We start from the raw sequence: 17,232 nt of genomic DNA, 5'->3' as shown, positions 1-17,232 counted from the left end.
TACATCAACAGAACTCTCATCCCGTCAATGCCGCCAGCCAACCAAATCCAACGTCACCGCCAAACCCAATCAACCAACTCAACGGACGAACCAACCTGCCGCTAGCAGCGTCGCCGCCCTCGTTGTGTGGGCTATATAGGGGCGACCCCTCGTACCTGTCAACAGTGACAGCGAAGTTTTTTGATGTTTTTTTGACAGCTTTCCACAAGCCGTCGGATTTCCACGTATTTACCTTATATTATAGCGCGCTCGATGCACCGTGCGCAGTTGGGAGGGCCATAAACCGGCCTCATTACCCAAATAGTTTCCGGATACTTTCAACACTGGCAATAAACCACGGCTTGCGAGCCGCTGTGGAAATCCTGGTCCGGCAGGCTTGTCGTTGACTTACGTTTCTTCGACAGGCAAAACTCACATGCCCGTTTGGGAGCCTTCCGACAGGATGGAAGACACCTTAGCACCGGATTGGCGGCTCATCCGCTTTTCCGACAAATGATTTCAAGCACGTTTTGTGCAGTCAGTTTTTTGAAGAAGGGCCGGCTATAGCAGTATGAAAGAGATGGGGCCGAACAATCTCGATCCGGGTGACGAGCCCCCGCTTAGCGTAGGCGGACGGCGGCGACCGCCTGATCGTCGCGAAGTTTCCGCTCGCTGGCTCGCCGGTACGTTTCTGACCGGCGTTACATCCTGCATGCTGATCGGCGTCGCTTTGTTTGCTGCACTCGACGGGCGCGAACAGTTGGCCACGCCGCCTGAAATTCTTGCCCGGAACGACATGCCTGGTGTGATTGACGACGCCGCCATTATAAAGGGTGGGCGCATTGTCAGCACCGTTTCCCAGCAAAAGGCACGAGACCGGCGTCGCTTTGATCTTTCTACCATGCAAAAAGTGGGCGAGCGTGAAGTCATCCGGACGCGACCGTTCGAATTTGTTCGCATGGCTCTGGCTGTCGATCATCCAACCAACCGCAAATATCCGGCGTTCAATGCCCTGACCGTGTTCTCGGAGGGACCAGCGGCTCCACAACCTACCGATGCCGGTCAGATTTACGGCGCGAAGGTCGAAAGCGAAGTCAGCCTGCAGGTCGTCGACTTTCCGATGAACAGCACCACATTCGACGCTTCCAGCGACCTTACTGTCGACGAGGTCGAAAAGGTCGTGCGTGATACTGGCGGTCTACTGACTGACGGTGACGTGCAGGTAGCCTCGCTTCATTATGTCGATCCTGCCCGTTTCGGCGGTACGGATTCTCCGTTCGCACTTGGCCCGGCGCTCGGTGTGAAGATTACTCAGGAGAATGTCAGTGTCGCACAGCGCGGCGATGACGAAACGGTTGGCGAAGGCTTTTCGGAAGAATTGATCCCGTTCCGCCAGACAGCCGAAATCGCGCAGGCGCTCGAAGACGCCGGCTATACGGGCGACGATGCCGGGAACATGGCCGATTCGCTCACCAAGCTGATGAACTCGCCCCGCCTCAAGGAAGGCAGCGTTCTGCGTGTCGGCACCGAGACCCGTGATGGCGTTGACCGTATCGTGCGAGCAAGCATCTATAATCGCACCACGCATCTGGTGACGGTCGCGCTCAACGACCGCGGGCAGTATATTCCGTCAGACGAACCGGAGCAGACCCCGCTCCTGCAGACCGCTTTCGATGGCAATGCCCTGCCGACGGCAATTCGGGGCAATCTTCCCAGCGTCTATGACGGGATCAGCCGGGCTGCACTTGCCTACGGCATGTCGGAGACAATGCGCGAACAGCTCATCAAGATGCTCGCAAGCGATGTCGACCTGCAGTCGCGACTGTCGCCGAGCGACCAGATCGACGCCTTCTTCTCGCTGCCGGACGATCCCGACAAGCCGGAAGCCGATTCGCAGCTTCTTTACATTGCCGCCAATTTCGGTGGAACAACCCGCAAATTCTATCGCTATCAGGCCCCGGACGGCAGCGTCGATTATTTCAATGGCGACGGCAAAAGCGCAAAACAGTTCCTGCTGCGCAATCCGGTTCCCAATGGTGTCTTCCGCTCACCGTTCGGCATGCGCCGCCATCCGATCCTTGGCTATAGCCGCATGCATACCGGGGTCGACTGGGCAGCACCGCGCGGCACGCCGATCATCGCGTCCGGTAATGGCGTGGTGGAAAAGGCCGGTTGGACCAACGGTTACGGCAACCAGACCTTGCTTCGCCACGCCAATGGTTATGTGAGCAGCTACAATCACCAGAATGCAATCGCTCGCGGTGTTACAGCCGGTGCACGTGTCCGGCAGGGACAGGTGATTGGCTATGTGGGATCGACAGGTCTGTCGACCGGTCCTCATCTTCACTACGAGCTGATCGTGAACGGCACCAAGGTCGATCCTCTACGCATCCGCCTTCCGGACAATAAGGCACTTTCCGGCAAGGAGCTCGAAGCCTTCAAGCAGGAACGGGACCGCATCGACACGCTTTTGAACAGCGATGAAAACGGTACCAAGCTTGCCTCGAACGGATCGACCAAGAGCTGATACAGAAAAAGCCGGGCAAAAAATTCCCGGCTTTTTATTTGAAGGATGTCGTTAGACTTACTCAGCGAACTCGACCGTTACGCCAGCCTTCACCAGCTTTGCCAGCTCTTCAGCATCCCAGTTGGTCAATCGCACACAGCCATGGCTCGATGTCTTGCCAATTCTCGACGGTTCCGGTGTGCCGTGAATGCCGTAAGTAGGTTTTGAAAGCGCAATCCAAACCGTGCCGACCGGCCCGTTCGGCCCTGGCGGGATGGTCAGCACCTTGTCGTTGTTACCCTGCTTGAAGTTGATCTTTGGATTATAGGTATAATTCGGATTGATCGCGATGCGCTCAACCTGAACGATGCCGGATGGTGAAGGATTGTCCGACGAGCCGATGGTTGAAGGATAGGCAACGACCAGCTTGCCGGTTTCATCATAGCCGCGAACCTGCTTGCGCCCCTTGTCGGCGATGATACGGGCGACCTTGGCCCGAACCGGCTTACCGAGATTGGGAATCTTCACGATCGAACCGGGCTGGTTGAAGTTCACGCCCGGATTGATCTCTTTCAGATAGGTCTCGTCTATGTGGAATTTTTCGCCCAGCATTTCGGTCACCGACGTATAGGCCATGGCGGGAAGCTGCGCCTTGTGGGCGTAATCTTCCGGAATGGAGGCAACATATTGCCGCCCGACATCCTCGTTGGTGATCGTGTATTCCGAGAAGGCCGGGCCGCCTGTGGCTTCAAGTTCGGCATTGACGGCCGCTTCGTCTGTCGGGTTGATCGACTTTCCGGTCAACTCGCCATAGGCAGCAGCAGCCTTGTCGACATTGCTTCCCGAACGACCGTCGATGACGCCCGGCGACGCACCGGCACGGTCGAGAAGAATCTGATAGGCTGCAATCTTTGCCTTTGCGCCCTGCCCTTTCGGCATTTCAATGGCCGGAGCCATATCGCTGGGATTTGGAACACCCCTTGGCTGCTCATAACCCGGCTGGCCGTAATCCTGCCGCCCGTCATAGCCGGGATTAGCGCTGGCTGAATTCGTGTCGGTATTGTCAGGATATTGATCGCCTGCCGGAGGCAATTCCGAGCGCTGTACCTGTCCATCCCGGTTACCGCCATATTGCGGTGCCGCCGGAGCATCCGGGTAATAGTTCGGATCTTCAGGCACGTTGCCAAAGCCATCATAGGGCGCGCCACCATCGACCGGACCATCGAGCGTCCAGTTGTCGTCTGGCTGCGGCGCACGGCGAACCCGACGGTCATAGGCGTTAGGATCATAATTATTGGCGTCCTCGACACTGAGAATACGCCCGCGACGATCCATGGTAACGCGACGGCCATACTGGTCGATAAAGACCCGCACCCGGCGATCATGATAGATTTCTTCACCCGGATCATAAAGCTGCGCAAGCTGTACCGGGCGTTCGGCAGCCGTCGCAGAATTGCCTTCCTCTGCGCGCGCTTTACCGTCGACGGCGGTTACCGCGACGGAAGCAAACAAAGCGAAACGAAGCATGCGTGTGGAATGCGCCATGAAGAATGCCCTGGGTGATCGAAAGATCATGGATGCCGCGAATATGGTTAATAACTGATTAGCTGATAAAGCAGATGCCAGATGAACTGGACATGAAAATGGCCGATATCAAAGGAAAGCCGGAAAACTTGTCAGGCCAAACATGAAAAAGGCGCCGCAACCTATCCGGTTGCGACACCCAAAGCTTTCAACTCATGCTCATTCAAGCGTTTTCGTCGACCTTCTGGCCTTCGTCCTCAAGCGCACCGCGAATCGGACGGAAGTTGAGCCTGTCCGAACCAGCAGTAATCTTGACGATGGAGCCATCCAGAATATCGCCCAGAAGAATACGCTCAGCGAGCGGATCCTGAACTTCCTTCTGAATGACACGCTTCAACGGACGTGCACCATAAGCCGGGTCGTAGCCCTTGTTGGCCAGCCATTCGCGTGCATCTTCTTCAAGCTGCAACGCGATCTTGCGATCGCTCAGAAGCATCTGAAGACGCTGCATCTGAATATCGACAATCACACCCATATCTTCGCGGCGCAGCCGGTGGAACAGGATGATTTCATCGACACGGTTCAGGAATTCCGGACGGAAGGCAGCACGCACCACGCCCATCACTTCATCACGAACCGATTCGACATCGTCCTTCTCACCAAGATTGACGAGATATTCGGCACCGAGATTCGAGGTCATGATGATGACCGTATTGCGGAAATCGACCGTGCGGCCCTGCCCGTCGGTCAGGCGTCCGTCATCCAGTACCTGCAACAGCACGTTGAACACATCAGGATGCGCTTTTTCGATCTCATCGAACAGGATCACTTGATACGGCCTGCGGCGCACGGCCTCCGTCAGAACACCGCCTTCTTCGTAGCCGACATAGCCGGGAGGTGCGCCGATCAGCCGGCTCACGGAATGCTTTTCCATGAATTCCGACATGTCGATGCGCACCATGGCCGTGTCGTCCTGGAACAGGAACGAAGCCAATGCCTTGGTCAGTTCCGTCTTGCCGACGCCCGTGGGGCCCAGGAAGATAAACGAACCGATAGGCCTGTTGGGATCCTGAAGCCCGGCACGTGCGCGGCGAACGGCCTTCGAGATGGCCTGCACCGCCTCACCCTGCCCGACGACCCGCTTCGCAAGTTCATCTTCCATACGCAACAGCTTCTCACGCTCGCCCTCCAGCATCCGGTCGACCGGAATACCGGTCCAGCGCGAAATAATCTGCGCCACGTGGTCAGGTGTAACGGTTTCCTCCAGCAGAGAACCCTTGTTTTCCTGGCTTTCCGCTTCGACAAGCTGCTTTTCAAGCTGCGGAATCTTGCCATAGGCAAGTTCGCCCGCCTTCTGAAACTCCCCGCTACGTTGTGCGATGGCGAGAGCATTGCGCGCCTCTTCAAGCTGGCGCTTGAGATCGGCGGCAAGTCCAAGCTTCTGCTTTTCAGCCTGCCACTTCGAGGTCAATTCCGCCGATTCTTCTTCCAGATCGATCAGTTCTTTTTCAAGACGCTGCAGACGATCCCTGGACGCCGTATCGGTTTCAACCTTCAGCGCTTCGCGCTCGATTTTGAGCTGCATCACGCGACGATCGATTTCGTCCAGTTCTTCCGGCTTGGAATCCACCTGCATGCGCAGGCGCGATGCGGCCTCATCAACGAGATCAATCGCCTTGTCGGGCAGGAAGCGGTCAGTGATATAACGGTTCGACAAGGTTGCCGCAGCAACCAGAGCAGAATCCGAAACACGCACCTTGTGGTGCTGCTCGTATTTTTCCTTCAGGCCGCGCAGAATCGAAATCGTATCCTCGACGGTCGGTTCATTGACAAATACCGGCTGAAAACGACGTGCAAGCGCTGCGTCCTTCTCGACATACTTGCGGTATTCTTCCAGCGTCGTTGCGCCGACGCAGTGCAGTTCGCCACGTGCAAGGGCAGGCTTCAACAGGTTCGAAGCATCCATCGCGCCATCGGATTTGCCTGCACCGACAAGCGTGTGCATCTCATCGATGAAGAGGATGATCTGGCCGGCAGCCGTCTGCACTTCCGAAAGTACTGCTTTCAGACGCTCTTCGAACTCGCCGCGATATTTGGCACCGGCAATCAGCGCGCCCATGTCGAGCGCCATCAACTGCTTGTCCTTCAAGGATTCAGGCACGTCGCCATTGACGATGCGAAGCGCCAAACCTTCCGCGATTGCGGTCTTGCCGACGCCCGGCTCACCGATCAGAACCGGATTGTTCTTGGTGCGACGCGACAGAACCTGAATCGTACGGCGGATTTCCTCGTCGCGACCGATCACAGGGTCGAGTTTGCCTGCACGCGCATCCTCGGTCAGATCGCGGGCATATTTCTTCAACGCATCATAATTGCTTTCAGCGGACGCCGAATCGGCGGTGCGGCCTTTGCGCATATCGTTTATGACCTTGTTGAGCGCTGTCGGGGTCACACCGGCAGCGGACAGAATTTCAGACGTCTTTGCGGATTTTTCCATCGCCAGCGCCATCAGAAGACGCTCGACGGTGACGAAGCTGTCACCGGCCTTGCTGGCAAGCTCCTCGGCAAGCGAGAAGACCTTGGCAAGCGGCTGCGACAGATAAAGCTGATCGTTGCCGCCCGACACTTTGGGCAGCTTTTCGAGCGCGTTCTGCAAGCCGATGCGCACATCAGCAATCCGTCCGCCTGCGCGTTCGACCAAAGATGTGGCAAGTCCTTCGTCATCATCGACGAGAACCTTCAGCACGTGTTCCGGCGTAAATTGCTGGTTGCCGGATGACAGCGCGAAAGTCTGTGCAGACTGGATAAAGCCCCGGACGCGTTCCGTATATTTTTCAATGTTCATAAATGTCTCCTTTGCCTTCCGGCCCGTCATGCGGCGCCAGAAGATGTATGGTGACGAAGCCCCCGCAATGGGCAGGCTCCTTTTCCAGTACAGCATATGGGACCATCGCCGGGTTTCGGCAAGGGTCACATGCACTTGCAAAATCAAATAAAAATGGCGCGGAAACCGCGCCATTTTGAACTCGATCCAGAGGAGACGTTTTTAAGCGTCGGAATTCGCAGGTTCCGTTACCGGCGTCTCGTCGCCGCTGTCCTTGGCGGCACGGCGCGGACGGCCGGGACGGCGCGTGGCGCGACGTGGTGCGGCTTCATCGGCAGGAGCAGCATCAGCGACAGGAGCGGCCTCGACGGCCACCGGTGCTGTCTGCTCGACAACAACCTCGGCCGGAGCAGCAATATCTTCAGCCACCGGCTGAGCTTGCTTTTCCTGCGGCTGTTCGTCGGAACGCTCGTCGGCGTTAAAACGCTCGCGCTGCGGACGGCGGCCACGACCAAGACGACGATCACGATTGTCGCGTTCGCGCGGCTGCTGGCGACCTTCGCCGGACTTTACTGGCTCACCGCCATCTTCACCGTAGACAACCTCGGCAGGCGTCCCTTCGATAACCGGTTGTGGGCCAGATCCATTGACTGGCTGCTGTGCGACGGCAGGCGTGAAGCCTGCTTCCTCCTCTTCCGCACCGTCATCGTCGAAAGTTTCCTCGCGCTGGAACGGCACCGGATTCTGCGCCATGGCAGCCATGATGATGCGATTGTAATGTTCAGCGTGCTGAAGATAGTTTTCTGCTATCACGCGATCGCCAGATGCCTGTGCGTCTCGCGCAAGTGCCGAGTATTTTTCTGCAATATGTTGCGCATTGCCACGGATCTTCACATCCGGGCCATTGCTTTCGTAATTGCGCGACAGAGGATTGGGGCCCTTGCGGTTGTTGTTGTTATTATTGTTATTGTTATTGCCCCGTCCGCGCATGCGCCTGTTCTGCTGTGCTGGCCTCATATTCATCTCTTTTCAGATTAAAGGGCGTAGAAACTCCCAGCCAAAAAAGCTGCCGGTTTCACGCTATCGAGCCATGGAGGAAGTACGCCCTAAAAACTTCCCACAAATCGACTGCTCCTGAGTTAGGTACACCTCTGCAGGTCACCGAAACTCCGCGGTTGCATTAATGCATAACCATTCCGAAAAGCTTGCTCTTCGAGATTATGCTTGAAAGTCGTGTACTTCCGCACAAGCCATCCCCAAAGAACCCTCCGGGGAGCATGACCAAAAATCGTCATGGAGCATTTCCGCCACCGCCCATCAGCGGGCAAAACCATTCTGGCTGTATACGGTGGCCGGAAACTAAACGGCTTCGCCGCAAATTCCAAGTGTTTTTTAGCGGTTCACCGCATCAAAATTACGTATTTTACTTGTGCGCGAAAAGCATGGCCCTTCTGTGGCCGCCAAGATCACTCGCATCTCCTGCGAGAGAAAAACCTGCGCTTTCAAAAAGCGCCTCAACATCCTGGAATTGTCCGGCGCCAATTTCCACGGCAACCATTCCATTCTTATATAGGTGATCTGCTGCCTTCTGCGCAAGGGCCCTGTAAAAATTCAGTCCGTCAGTGCCGCCATCAAGTGCGGCAAGCGGATCGTGTTCGCGCACTTCGCGCGACAATCCCGCGATGTCTTCATACGGAATATAGGGCGGGTTTGAGACAATGAGATGAAACCGCCCGCACACATTTTCGAACCAGTCGCTTCTGAGCGCCGCAAAGCGGTCGCCCACCCCATTGGCGGTTGCATTGATTCGCGCCATCGCAAGCGCACCTTCCGCCATATCGAGACCGATGCCGTGCGCGCGCTCGAAATGGTGCAAAAGCGAGATGATGATAGCGCCCGTTCCTGTTCCCATATCGAGCAGTTCAAGCGTGCTCGTCTTTGCTGCGAGTGCTTCCAAAGTCGGAATGACCAGCTCCACCAGCACTTCCGTATCAGGACGCGGTTCGAGCGTCTCTGCAGAAAGCCGAAAAGACAGGCCGAAAAAATCGCGAGCCCCCATGATCCGGTGGACCGGCTCTCCCTTCACGCGCCGATCCAGCGCATCGTATAGTTTCTCGACGGCCTCAGAATCTATCAGTTGCTCAGGCGCGGAAATCAGATCGAGCCGCGTTTTGCCCGTCGCCCATTCGACCAGAAGCCGCGCGTCGAGATCGGGTGTATCGAGCCCGACGTCCCGAAGCTGCTTCCGGGCGGCGCTCAACAGTATGTCGAGGCGTTCGCCGCTCACGCTCAGGCGCCCAGCTCGGTCAGGAGTGCGGTCTGGTGATCGGAAATCAGCGCATCGACCAGTTCGTCCAGATCGCCTTCCATGACCCGATCGAGCTTGTAGAGCGTCAGATTGATGCGATGATCGGTGACGCGCCCCTGCGGAAAATTATAAGTGCGGATACGCTCGGAGCGGTCGCCCGATCCAACCTGGCTGCGCCGCGATTCCGAACGTTCGGTATCCGCCTTCTGGCGCTCCATGTCGTAGAGGCGCGCCCGCAAAATCTGCATGGCGCGTGCACGGTTCTGGTGTTGGGACTTTTCTGCCTGAACGACCATAATGCCGGTCGGAATGTGGGTAATACGCACGGCCGAGTCGGTCGTATTGACGTGCTGCCCCCCTGCGCCCGAAGCCCGCATCGTATCGATGCGGATATCTTCGTTGCGAATCTCGATATCGATATCCTCAGCCTCAGGCAGGACTGCGACGGTTGCAGCCGAGGTGTGAATACGGCCACCCGCTTCCGTTTCAGGCACGCGCTGCACACGGTGCACACCCGATTCGAACTTGAGCTTGGAGAATACGCCCTTGCCGGAAACTGTGGCGATGATTTCCTTGTAACCACCGGCATCGCCTTCGCTGGCCGAGACCAGCTCGACCCGCCAGCCTTTTTCGGCGGCATAACGCTCATACATGCGGAACAGGTCACCGGCGAACAGAGCCGCTTCAAGACCGCCGGTACCGGCGCGAATTTCGAGAATAGCATTTTTCTCGTCGGCGGCGTCTTTCGGCAAGAGCAAAATCTGGACTTCCTGCTCAAGCGTCTCGATGCGCTTTTCGACTTCCGGCAGTTCTTCCAGCGCCAGTGCGCGCATCTCCGCATCCGTAGAGGCATCGTCACGCATGGCCGCCAGATCAACTGCTTCCTTGCGGGCGTCCGTCAGTTCGCGAATCTTGCCGACTACCTCCTGCAACTCGGAATATTCAGATGCGAGCTTCACATAGGTTTCCGAATCCGGATTATTGGCCATCTGGCTTTCGATCATCGAGAACCGCTTCAAGAGCTGGTCCATCCGGTCCTGCGGCAATGCGATCATGTCATGTCCTAAAATTTGTCAGCGGCGTGCAAGAATGCAAAACGAAACGCCGCGCAATCCTGCACCGCGACCGTTCGGTCAGATCAATCTGCTTCGCTATAACGGAATATCGTTGTCTTCGGCAAATCTCATCAACAGTTCACGCAATGAATGCGCGCTGTTCGGCTTGTCCAGCTCTTCCGCCAGCAAGGCCGTAAGCTTGCCCGCGTCCAGCGCATCGAGCATGGCCTTGACCGGGCCGATTGCCGCCGCAGACATCGAGATCGACCGAAACCCGATGCCCACCAGCGCCATGGCTGGAAGCGGCCTGCTGGCCATTTCACCGCATAGGGTAACCGATTTGCCGTGGCGATTCCCGGTTTCCACGATGAAGCGCAGTGCCCGCAGGAATGCAGGTGAAAGCTGGTCGAAGCGACCCGACATCAACGAGTTGCCACGATCCGTCGCCATCAGAAACTGGAACAGATCATTTGAACCGACGGAGATGAAATCGACGAGCGACATCAGTTCCTCAAGCTGCCACAGCAGCGACGGCACCTCGATCATCGCTCCCAATTTCAGACACATCGGCAACTGATGGGCGAACCGCGACAGGTGACGGACCTCACGATCGATGATCTCGCGTGCGGCCTTCACTTCGCTGACTTCCGTAATCATCGGCAGCAGGATTTTCAACTCACGGCCGCCCGCCGCCTTCAAAAGCGCCCTTAGCTGGGTGCGCAGTAGCCCCGGACGGTCGAGCGTCAGACGGATGGCCCGCCAGCCGAGTGCCGGATTTTCTTCCTGTACGGTCGAACTGAAATAAGGGAGAACCTTGTCTCCACCAATATCCAGCGTCCGGAAAGTCACCGGCTTGTCACCGGCAGCCTCGATAACCGAGCGATAGAGGCGTTCCTGCTGCTCGGCACGCGGAAATGTCGAGGCGACCATGAACTGAAGTTCAGTGCGAAAGAGGCCGATCCCCGCCGCACCGGACGCCGACAATTGCGGCAGATCGACAAGAAGCCCAGCATTCATCAGAAGCGAGATATCGACGCCATCCTTGGTGACAGATGGCTTGTCCCGCAGCTCACGGTAATGGGCCTGACGCCGCGCCCGGAACCGAACCTTTTCGGCATAAGCCGTTTCCAGATCTGACTGCGGACGCAGATGCATGATGCCTTCATCACCATCGACAATTGCCGCATCGTTGTTTTCGGCCATCGATACAATGCCCTTGGCCTGGCCGACCACCGGAATACCCATCGCGCGGGCGACAATCACAACGTGGCTCGTGGCAGCACCGTCTTCCAGAACGACACCGCGCAAGCGTTCGCGCGGATAATCCAGGAGTTCGGCAGCTCCCATGGAGCGGGCGACGATGATCGCATCCTTGACCAGCGATTCGGCAATGGTCTTGATATCGCGCCCCATGAGCTGGCGCAGCAGACGGTTCGCGAGATCATCGAAATCCGACAGGCGCTCGCGCATATAGGGATCGGTCAGATGCACCATGCGCGCACGTGTGTCGCTCTGCACCTTCTCGACCGCCGCTTCGGCAGTCAGACCGTTGTGAATGGCTTCTTCCAGACGCCGCACCCAGCCGCGATCATGGGCAAACATGCGATAGGCTTCGAGCACTTCGCGATGCTCGCCCTCCGCCGCCACATCGCGGCGCGACAGCATGTCATCGATGGATATGCGCAAGCTGCCAAGCGCTTCGTCGAGCCGGTTGAGTTCCGCCTGACTGTCCTCGTTGAAAAGATTGGTGACGACGATGCGCGGCTCATGCAGCACCACATGGCCAAGGCCGATACCGTCGTTGAAAGCCTGTCCTGTCACGCTCATCGGGCGACCGAGATCAAGCTCTATGCCCGGACGTGCCAGACGCAGACCGTCACCGGTCGCGATGATTTCGGCAAGGACCATAGCCGTGGTTTCAAGCGCTTCAACCTCGTCTTCCCGATAAGCCCGCTTGGTCTTGTTCTGGACGACAAGAACGCCCAAAGTGCGGCCAGCGCGCAGAACGGGAACGCCGAGGAAGGAATTATAGGCTTCTTCACCTGTTTCCGGCAGATAGGCGAAGGCCGGATGGCTCTGCGCATCTGTCAGATTGAGAGGGCGGGCACTCGCTGCAATCGTGCCGACCAGACCCTGACCGAGGCGAAGCTGGGCAAGGTGGACTGCCTGCGGGTTGAGACCTTCAGTGGCATAGAGTTCGAGAACGCCATCGGCACGCAATATGTAGAAGGAGCAGACTTCGGCGACCATGTTCTGTGCGATTTCGCGAACGATCCGGTCGAGGCGCGCCTGCGGTTCCAGCGGCTCTGCCATCAATTCGCGCAACCGCTTCAGCAGTACGCGGGGACCGGTTGTCAGCTCACGCATGATCGTCGGGGGCTCCTTCACAATTGCTGACGTGCGTTCCGCCAGCCGATTCCCAATACCCGCCCGCGAAGCGTTACGCCAATCCCTTTGTGAGCATTTTTGACACGCGCGTCCAGAACAAATAGTCGCTGCTCGCAAAATGTTGCAGGGCCGCGCACCCTTTCGGATACGCGGCCCGGCATACAACTCTGCTTCAAAACGGAATGTGAACCGGCTGGTTACTTGTCGAGGCCGTAGACAGCGTGCAACGTACGCACGGCCAGTTCGGCATAAGGGCCGTCGATCAGGATCGAAATCTTGATTTCAGACGTCGTAATGGCGCGGATATTGATGCCCTTTTCGGCCAGCGCCTTGAAGGCCGTGGCGGCAACGCCCGCATGGCTGCGCATACCAATGCCGATGACCGAAATCTTGGCGAGGCCCGTTTCAGACTGGATATTGTCGAAGCCGATTTCACCCTTGACTTTGTCCAGCACCTTCAGTGACTTGTCGACGTCACCGGTCGGAATGGTGAAGGTCATGTCGGTCTTGGAGCCGTCCTCCGACACGTTCTGCACGATCATGTCGACATTGATGTGCTCTTCGGCGAGCGGTCCGAAAATTGCTGCCGAAACGCCCGGCCTGTCGGCCACGCGTCGCAGCGAGATCTGAGCTTCATCCTTCGCAAAGGCGATACCTGTGACGACCTGCTGTTCCACGATTTCATCCTCGTCGCAAATAAGGGTTCCGGGCGGGTTGATCGGATCACCCATGCCCGGCGCATCTGGGTCCGTAAAGCTCGAGCGCACGAAAGTGCGCACCTTGTGCACCATGGCGAGTTCAACCGAACGCACCTGCAGAACCTTGGCACCAAGCGATGCCATTTCCAGCATTTCCTCGAAGGAAATCTTAGAAAGACGCTTTGCCTTCGGCTCCACGCGCGGGTCGGTGGTGTAGACGCCATCTACATCCGTATAAATATCGCAGCGATCGGCCTTCACACCGGCAGCAATGGCGACGGCAGACGTGTCCGAGCCGCCGCGCCCGAGCGTTGCAACGCGATTGTCAGGCCCGATGCCCTGGAAACCGGCAACGACCGCAACCTGTCCCATTTCCATGCGGCGGATGATTTCCGAGCCGTCGATGTCCTGAATACGGGCCGCGCCATGGGCATTGTCGGTCTTGATCGGAATCTGCCAACCCTGCCACGAACGCGCATCAACGCCGATGGACTGAAGCGCAATTGCCAGAAGGCCGCTCGTTACCTGCTCGCCGGAAGCGACAATGGTGTCATATTCGCGGGCATCGTAGAAAGGCGAGCTTGCACCGCAGACTTTCGGCATGTTCTGCACCCAGCCGACCAATTCATTGGTCTTGCCGGACATGGCCGAAACGACGACGGCAACCTGATTGCCCGCCTCGACCTCGCGTTTGACGTGGCGCGCCACATTATAGATGCGTTCCAGATCAGCTACCGAAGTGCCGCCGAATTTCATCACGATGCGCGCCATTTAAGGTTACGTCCCGCTGTTTAGAAAAATTTCACTCTCACCTGCCCAAACCTTATATTGTTGCGACAGGCAAACCCGGGGTCACATAGCTAATATGTCGCGCTTCCGCAAGGCCGCGATTCGCATCGGGCCACTTGAGAGCAAAATTGATTTGTTCCTTGACTTTGGAGTACTACCTTGAGAGCAGAACTGCACGCTTCCGCCGCTGGAGAATGAAATGACCGAGACTGCCCGTACCACCATCGACGCTTCGGAAATCGAGCATTTTTCGCGCATCGCCGCGGAATGGTGGAATCCGCAGGGCAAGTTCCGTCCCTTGCACAAGTTCAATCCGACACGGCTTGCCTATATCAAGGAAAAGATCTGCGCCAAGTTCAACCGCGATCCGAACTCGCCGCACCCATTCGAGGGCCTGCGCCTGCTTGATATCGGCTGCGGCGGCGGGCTTCTCTGCGAACCGATGGCGCGCCTCGGCGCAACCGTGATCGGAGCAGATGCTTCCACGACAAATATCGAAGTGGCAAAAATCCACGCCGCACAAAGCGGCGTCGAGATCGACTACCGTGCCACCACCGCGGAAGCATTGGCAGAAGCCGGTGAAAAATTCGATGTGGTGCTCAACATGGAAGTGGTCGAGCACGTCTCCGACGTTGACCTGTTCATGTCGGCAACGAGCGAAATGGTAAAGCCCGGCGGACTGATGTTTGTCGCCACAATCAACCGCACGCTGAAGGCTTACGGTCTGGCAATCATCGGCGCGGAATATGTCCTGCGCTGGCTGCCGCGCGGCACTCATCAATATGAAAAGCTGGTTCGCCCGGAAGAACTCGAATCCGCACTTGCGAAAGGCGGCCTGCGTCTCATCGACAAGCTTGGCGTAACCTATAATCCGCTGGCCGACAGCTGGAGCCGCTCCCGCGACACCGATGTGAACTATATGGTGCTTGCCGAACGCCCCGCCTGATCCAATCAGCCTCTTTGCGCGCGCGTTGTCATGGCAACGCCTGCGCAGATGACCAGCGCCCCGATCCAGGTCAGCGGCGGATAGTGTTCGCCGAGAAACAGTGTTCCCGAAATAAGCCCCAGTGCGGCTGCGACATAGCCGATCTGGCTAAGATAGACCGGCCCGCCAACCGCCTGTAACCGGAAGAACAGGGCGAACATGCCAGCCGACGCAATCGATTGGGCCAGTGCAGCCCATGGCGCGAATGCAAGTGTTTCAATCGGAAACTGGCCGGTGAATATGAGTATTCCAGCAAAAAGCATCAGTGCTGATGCGAGATGGCTTCCGGCTGCAAGCTCGGTCGGATCGGAGTTCTTCGGCCAGTCGAGCGTGCGATAGACATTGCCGATGGCGAGAAACACAGGAATGAGCAATGCAGCGGCGATCCACAATGGGTCGGCCGGCTTCCCCACTTCGCCGCGTGTCATCGCCACCATCACCGCGCCAATAAATCCGGCAGCGATACCGCCGATCCCAAGCGCATTGGGACGTCGCAGTCCGAACCCCATCGACAGAACAAGCGTGATGACCGGCGAGAGCGTGTACATGATGCCGGTAAAACCCGCGCCAAGGCGCGGAATGGCAGAAAGAATAAGAAGATTGGGTACGGCATAGGAAATGAACGCGGTACAGATATAATAACGCAGCCGCCCGCCTGAAAAGCCGATCTTCTTTCCCTGCAGGCGAAGAACAGCGAACAGAATGATCCCGGCACTCGCCGAGAACAGAAATGTCCATATCGCGGGCGGAATACCGGCCTGCGCGGCGATCTTGCCGAGCGGCAGGATGAGGCCCAGCAAAGTGCCGGTTGCAATCAGCAAAAAAGGCGCAGAATCCGTCAGCTTCATGCGCCCTGTCTCCTATGCGGCAATCAGTTCTTGTCTTCTGGAAATACCGGCAACGGCAGAACGTCGACACCGTCTTCAAGCAACGAATGCACATCCTCGCGCGACGCTTCGCCGTAGATACCACGTGTTTCGGTTTCGCCGAAATGGATCTTCCTGGCTTCCTCGGCGAATTTGTCGCCGACATAATCGGCATTCTCTCGAACCTTGCGGCTCAATTCCCGCATTTCATCCAGTATCTGCTTCTGCGTGTCACCCAGCGTCATGGCAATCTTTTCCTTGCCACGGCTTGTTGAAACGGCTGGGGCCATCAGCGATTTCTGGACGGCTTGCGAATTGCACACCGGGCAAGCGACAAGCTTCATTTCCGACTGACGGTCGAAATCGGCATTGTCGCGAAACCAGCCCTCGAATTCATGGCCCTGATCGCAATGAAGCGAAAAGCGGATCATGGAATTTACGCGCCCTCTTTCTGTTTCGCCGAGCAAGTCCGAATATCGAACTCCCGTGCATTCTTCAGGTTCGGAATCTTGGCACGCGCAGCCGTGCTTTCCGCCACGTCGATGTCGGCCAGAATGACACCCGGTTCATCATGGTCGGCTTCGGCGAGAATTTTACCCCACGGCGAAACGATGATCGAGTGACCATAGGTTTCGCGTCCATCCTCATGCAGACCGCCCTGCGCGGCAGAGATCAGGAAGGCACCATTTTCGATGGCACGCGCACGCTGCAGGATATGCCAGTGAGCCTCGCCTGTCTGTTTCGTGAAGGCAGCCGGGCCGGTGATCACATTGGCACCGGCAAGCGCCTGGGCGCGGAAAAGCTGCGGAAAACGGATATCGTAGCAGATCGCCATGCCGAAGTTTGCAAAAGGCAGTTCGGCAATAATGGTTTCCTTGCCCGGCTCATAGGTTGCCGATTCGCGCCAGCTTTCACCATTGTCGAGGTCGACATCGAACATATGGATCTTGTCATAGGTTACGAGCTTCTCACCTGAAGGCGTGAAAATTCCAGCGCGATTGGCAATCTTGCCGTCTCCGGCATCGATAGCGGTTGAACCGATATGCAGGAAGATGCCGTGTTTCGCCGCCAATGCCGAAGCAGCCTTGAAAACAAGATCGTTGGCTTCGTCACGCAGGCTCGCCTTGAAGGCTGCACGATCACGCATCATCGCGCCGGTCATTTCCGGCGATTGTACATAGGCCGCGCCTTTTGCTGCCGCTTCAGCGACGAATTTCTCCAGAGCCTCGATATTGCGGACAACATCTGTGCCGGAACGCATCTGTACGGCAGCAGCGCGGAACGTGCTCATCGGTTTCTCCCCCTTAAGA

12 protein-coding genes are annotated in these 17,232 nt (G+C 57.3%); 2 read left to right on the top strand and 10 right to left on the bottom strand.

The features are described 5' to 3' along the window. Positions 1–550: 550 nt before the first annotated feature. Positions 551–2,506, top strand: a complete 1,956-nt coding sequence (locus ACYSN1_RS08635; RefSeq protein ID WP_461725233.1) for a M23 family metallopeptidase — start codon at positions 551–553, stop codon at positions 2,504–2,506. Positions 2,507–2,563: 57 nt separating this feature from the next. Here the strand turns inward: ACYSN1_RS08635 and ACYSN1_RS08630 are convergent, their stop codons facing one another. From ACYSN1_RS08630 to ACYSN1_RS08600, 7 genes are all read right to left on the bottom strand, one after another. Continuing rightward, a complete protein-coding gene (locus ACYSN1_RS08630) occupies positions 2,564–4,030 on the bottom strand; it encodes a L,D-transpeptidase (protein ID WP_461725232.1) in 1,467 nt (488 codons plus the stop codon). A 202-nt stretch (positions 4,031–4,232) separates the two neighbouring features. Continuing rightward, positions 4,233–6,854: an ATP-dependent chaperone ClpB gene (clpB, locus tag ACYSN1_RS08625; RefSeq protein ID WP_461725231.1), complete on the bottom strand. Its 2,622-nt coding sequence runs from the start codon at positions 6,852–6,854 to the stop codon at positions 4,233–4,235. A 201-nt stretch (positions 6,855–7,055) separates the two neighbouring features. After that, on the bottom strand, positions 7,056–7,850 hold the full coding sequence (locus tag ACYSN1_RS08620) for a DUF4167 domain-containing protein (protein ID WP_461725230.1): 795 nt from the start codon (positions 7,848–7,850) through the stop codon (positions 7,056–7,058). A 406-nt stretch (positions 7,851–8,256) separates the two neighbouring features. Then, the gene (prmC, locus tag ACYSN1_RS08615; RefSeq protein WP_461725229.1) at positions 8,257–9,120 is read right to left on the bottom strand and encodes a peptide chain release factor N(5)-glutamine methyltransferase; all 864 of its coding nucleotides are present in this window, start codon (positions 9,118–9,120) and stop codon (positions 8,257–8,259) included. A gap of 2 nt (positions 9,121–9,122) precedes the next feature. Beyond that, positions 9,123–10,196, bottom strand: coding sequence for a peptide chain release factor 1 (prfA, locus tag ACYSN1_RS08610; RefSeq protein WP_461725228.1), 1,074 nt, complete (start codon positions 10,194–10,196; stop codon positions 9,123–9,125). 96 nt (positions 10,197–10,292) lie between these two features. Beyond that, positions 10,293–12,563 (bottom strand): phosphoenolpyruvate--protein phosphotransferase, encoded by a 2,271-nt coding sequence (gene ptsP, locus ACYSN1_RS08605; protein ID WP_061344453.1) that lies wholly within the window; start codon positions 12,561–12,563, stop codon positions 10,293–10,295. Between the two features lie 218 nt (positions 12,564–12,781). Next, positions 12,782–14,053, bottom strand: a complete 1,272-nt coding sequence (locus ACYSN1_RS08600) for an aspartate kinase (RefSeq protein WP_461725227.1) — start codon at positions 14,051–14,053, stop codon at positions 12,782–12,784. Positions 14,054–14,270: 217 nt separating this feature from the next. Here ACYSN1_RS08600 and ubiG point away from each other — a divergent pair, with 217 nt between their 5' ends. After that, entirely contained in the window at positions 14,271–15,017 is a 747-nt protein-coding gene (gene ubiG / locus ACYSN1_RS08595; RefSeq protein ID WP_461725226.1) for a bifunctional 2-polyprenyl-6-hydroxyphenol methylase/3-demethylubiquinol 3-O-methyltransferase UbiG, read from the top strand. A gap of 5 nt (positions 15,018–15,022) precedes the next feature. Here ubiG and ACYSN1_RS08590 read toward each other — a convergent pair whose 3' ends face one another. From ACYSN1_RS08590 to ACYSN1_RS08580, 3 genes are read right to left on the bottom strand one after another with little or no spacing between them, the layout of a single operon-like run. Further along, a complete protein-coding gene (locus ACYSN1_RS08590; RefSeq protein ID WP_461725225.1) occupies positions 15,023–15,904 on the bottom strand; it encodes a DMT family transporter in 882 nt (293 codons plus the stop codon). Positions 15,905–15,927: 23 nt separating this feature from the next. After that, positions 15,928–16,353 carry a DUF1178 family protein gene (locus ACYSN1_RS08585; RefSeq protein ID WP_461725224.1) on the bottom strand — a complete coding sequence of 142 codons (426 nt, stop codon included), beginning with the start codon at positions 16,351–16,353 and terminating at the stop codon, positions 15,928–15,930. Positions 16,354–16,358: 5 nt separating this feature from the next. Continuing rightward, positions 16,359–17,213, bottom strand: coding sequence for a carbon-nitrogen hydrolase family protein (locus tag ACYSN1_RS08580; protein WP_461725223.1), 855 nt, complete (start codon positions 17,211–17,213; stop codon positions 16,359–16,361). Between the last annotated feature and the right edge of the window lie 19 nt (positions 17,214–17,232).

The sequence above is a fragment of the Brucella sp. LJL56 genome (assembly GCF_054871705.1).
The sequence above is the reverse complement of the archived record's forward strand: the minus strand, read 5'-3'. Positions and strand labels throughout refer to the sequence as shown.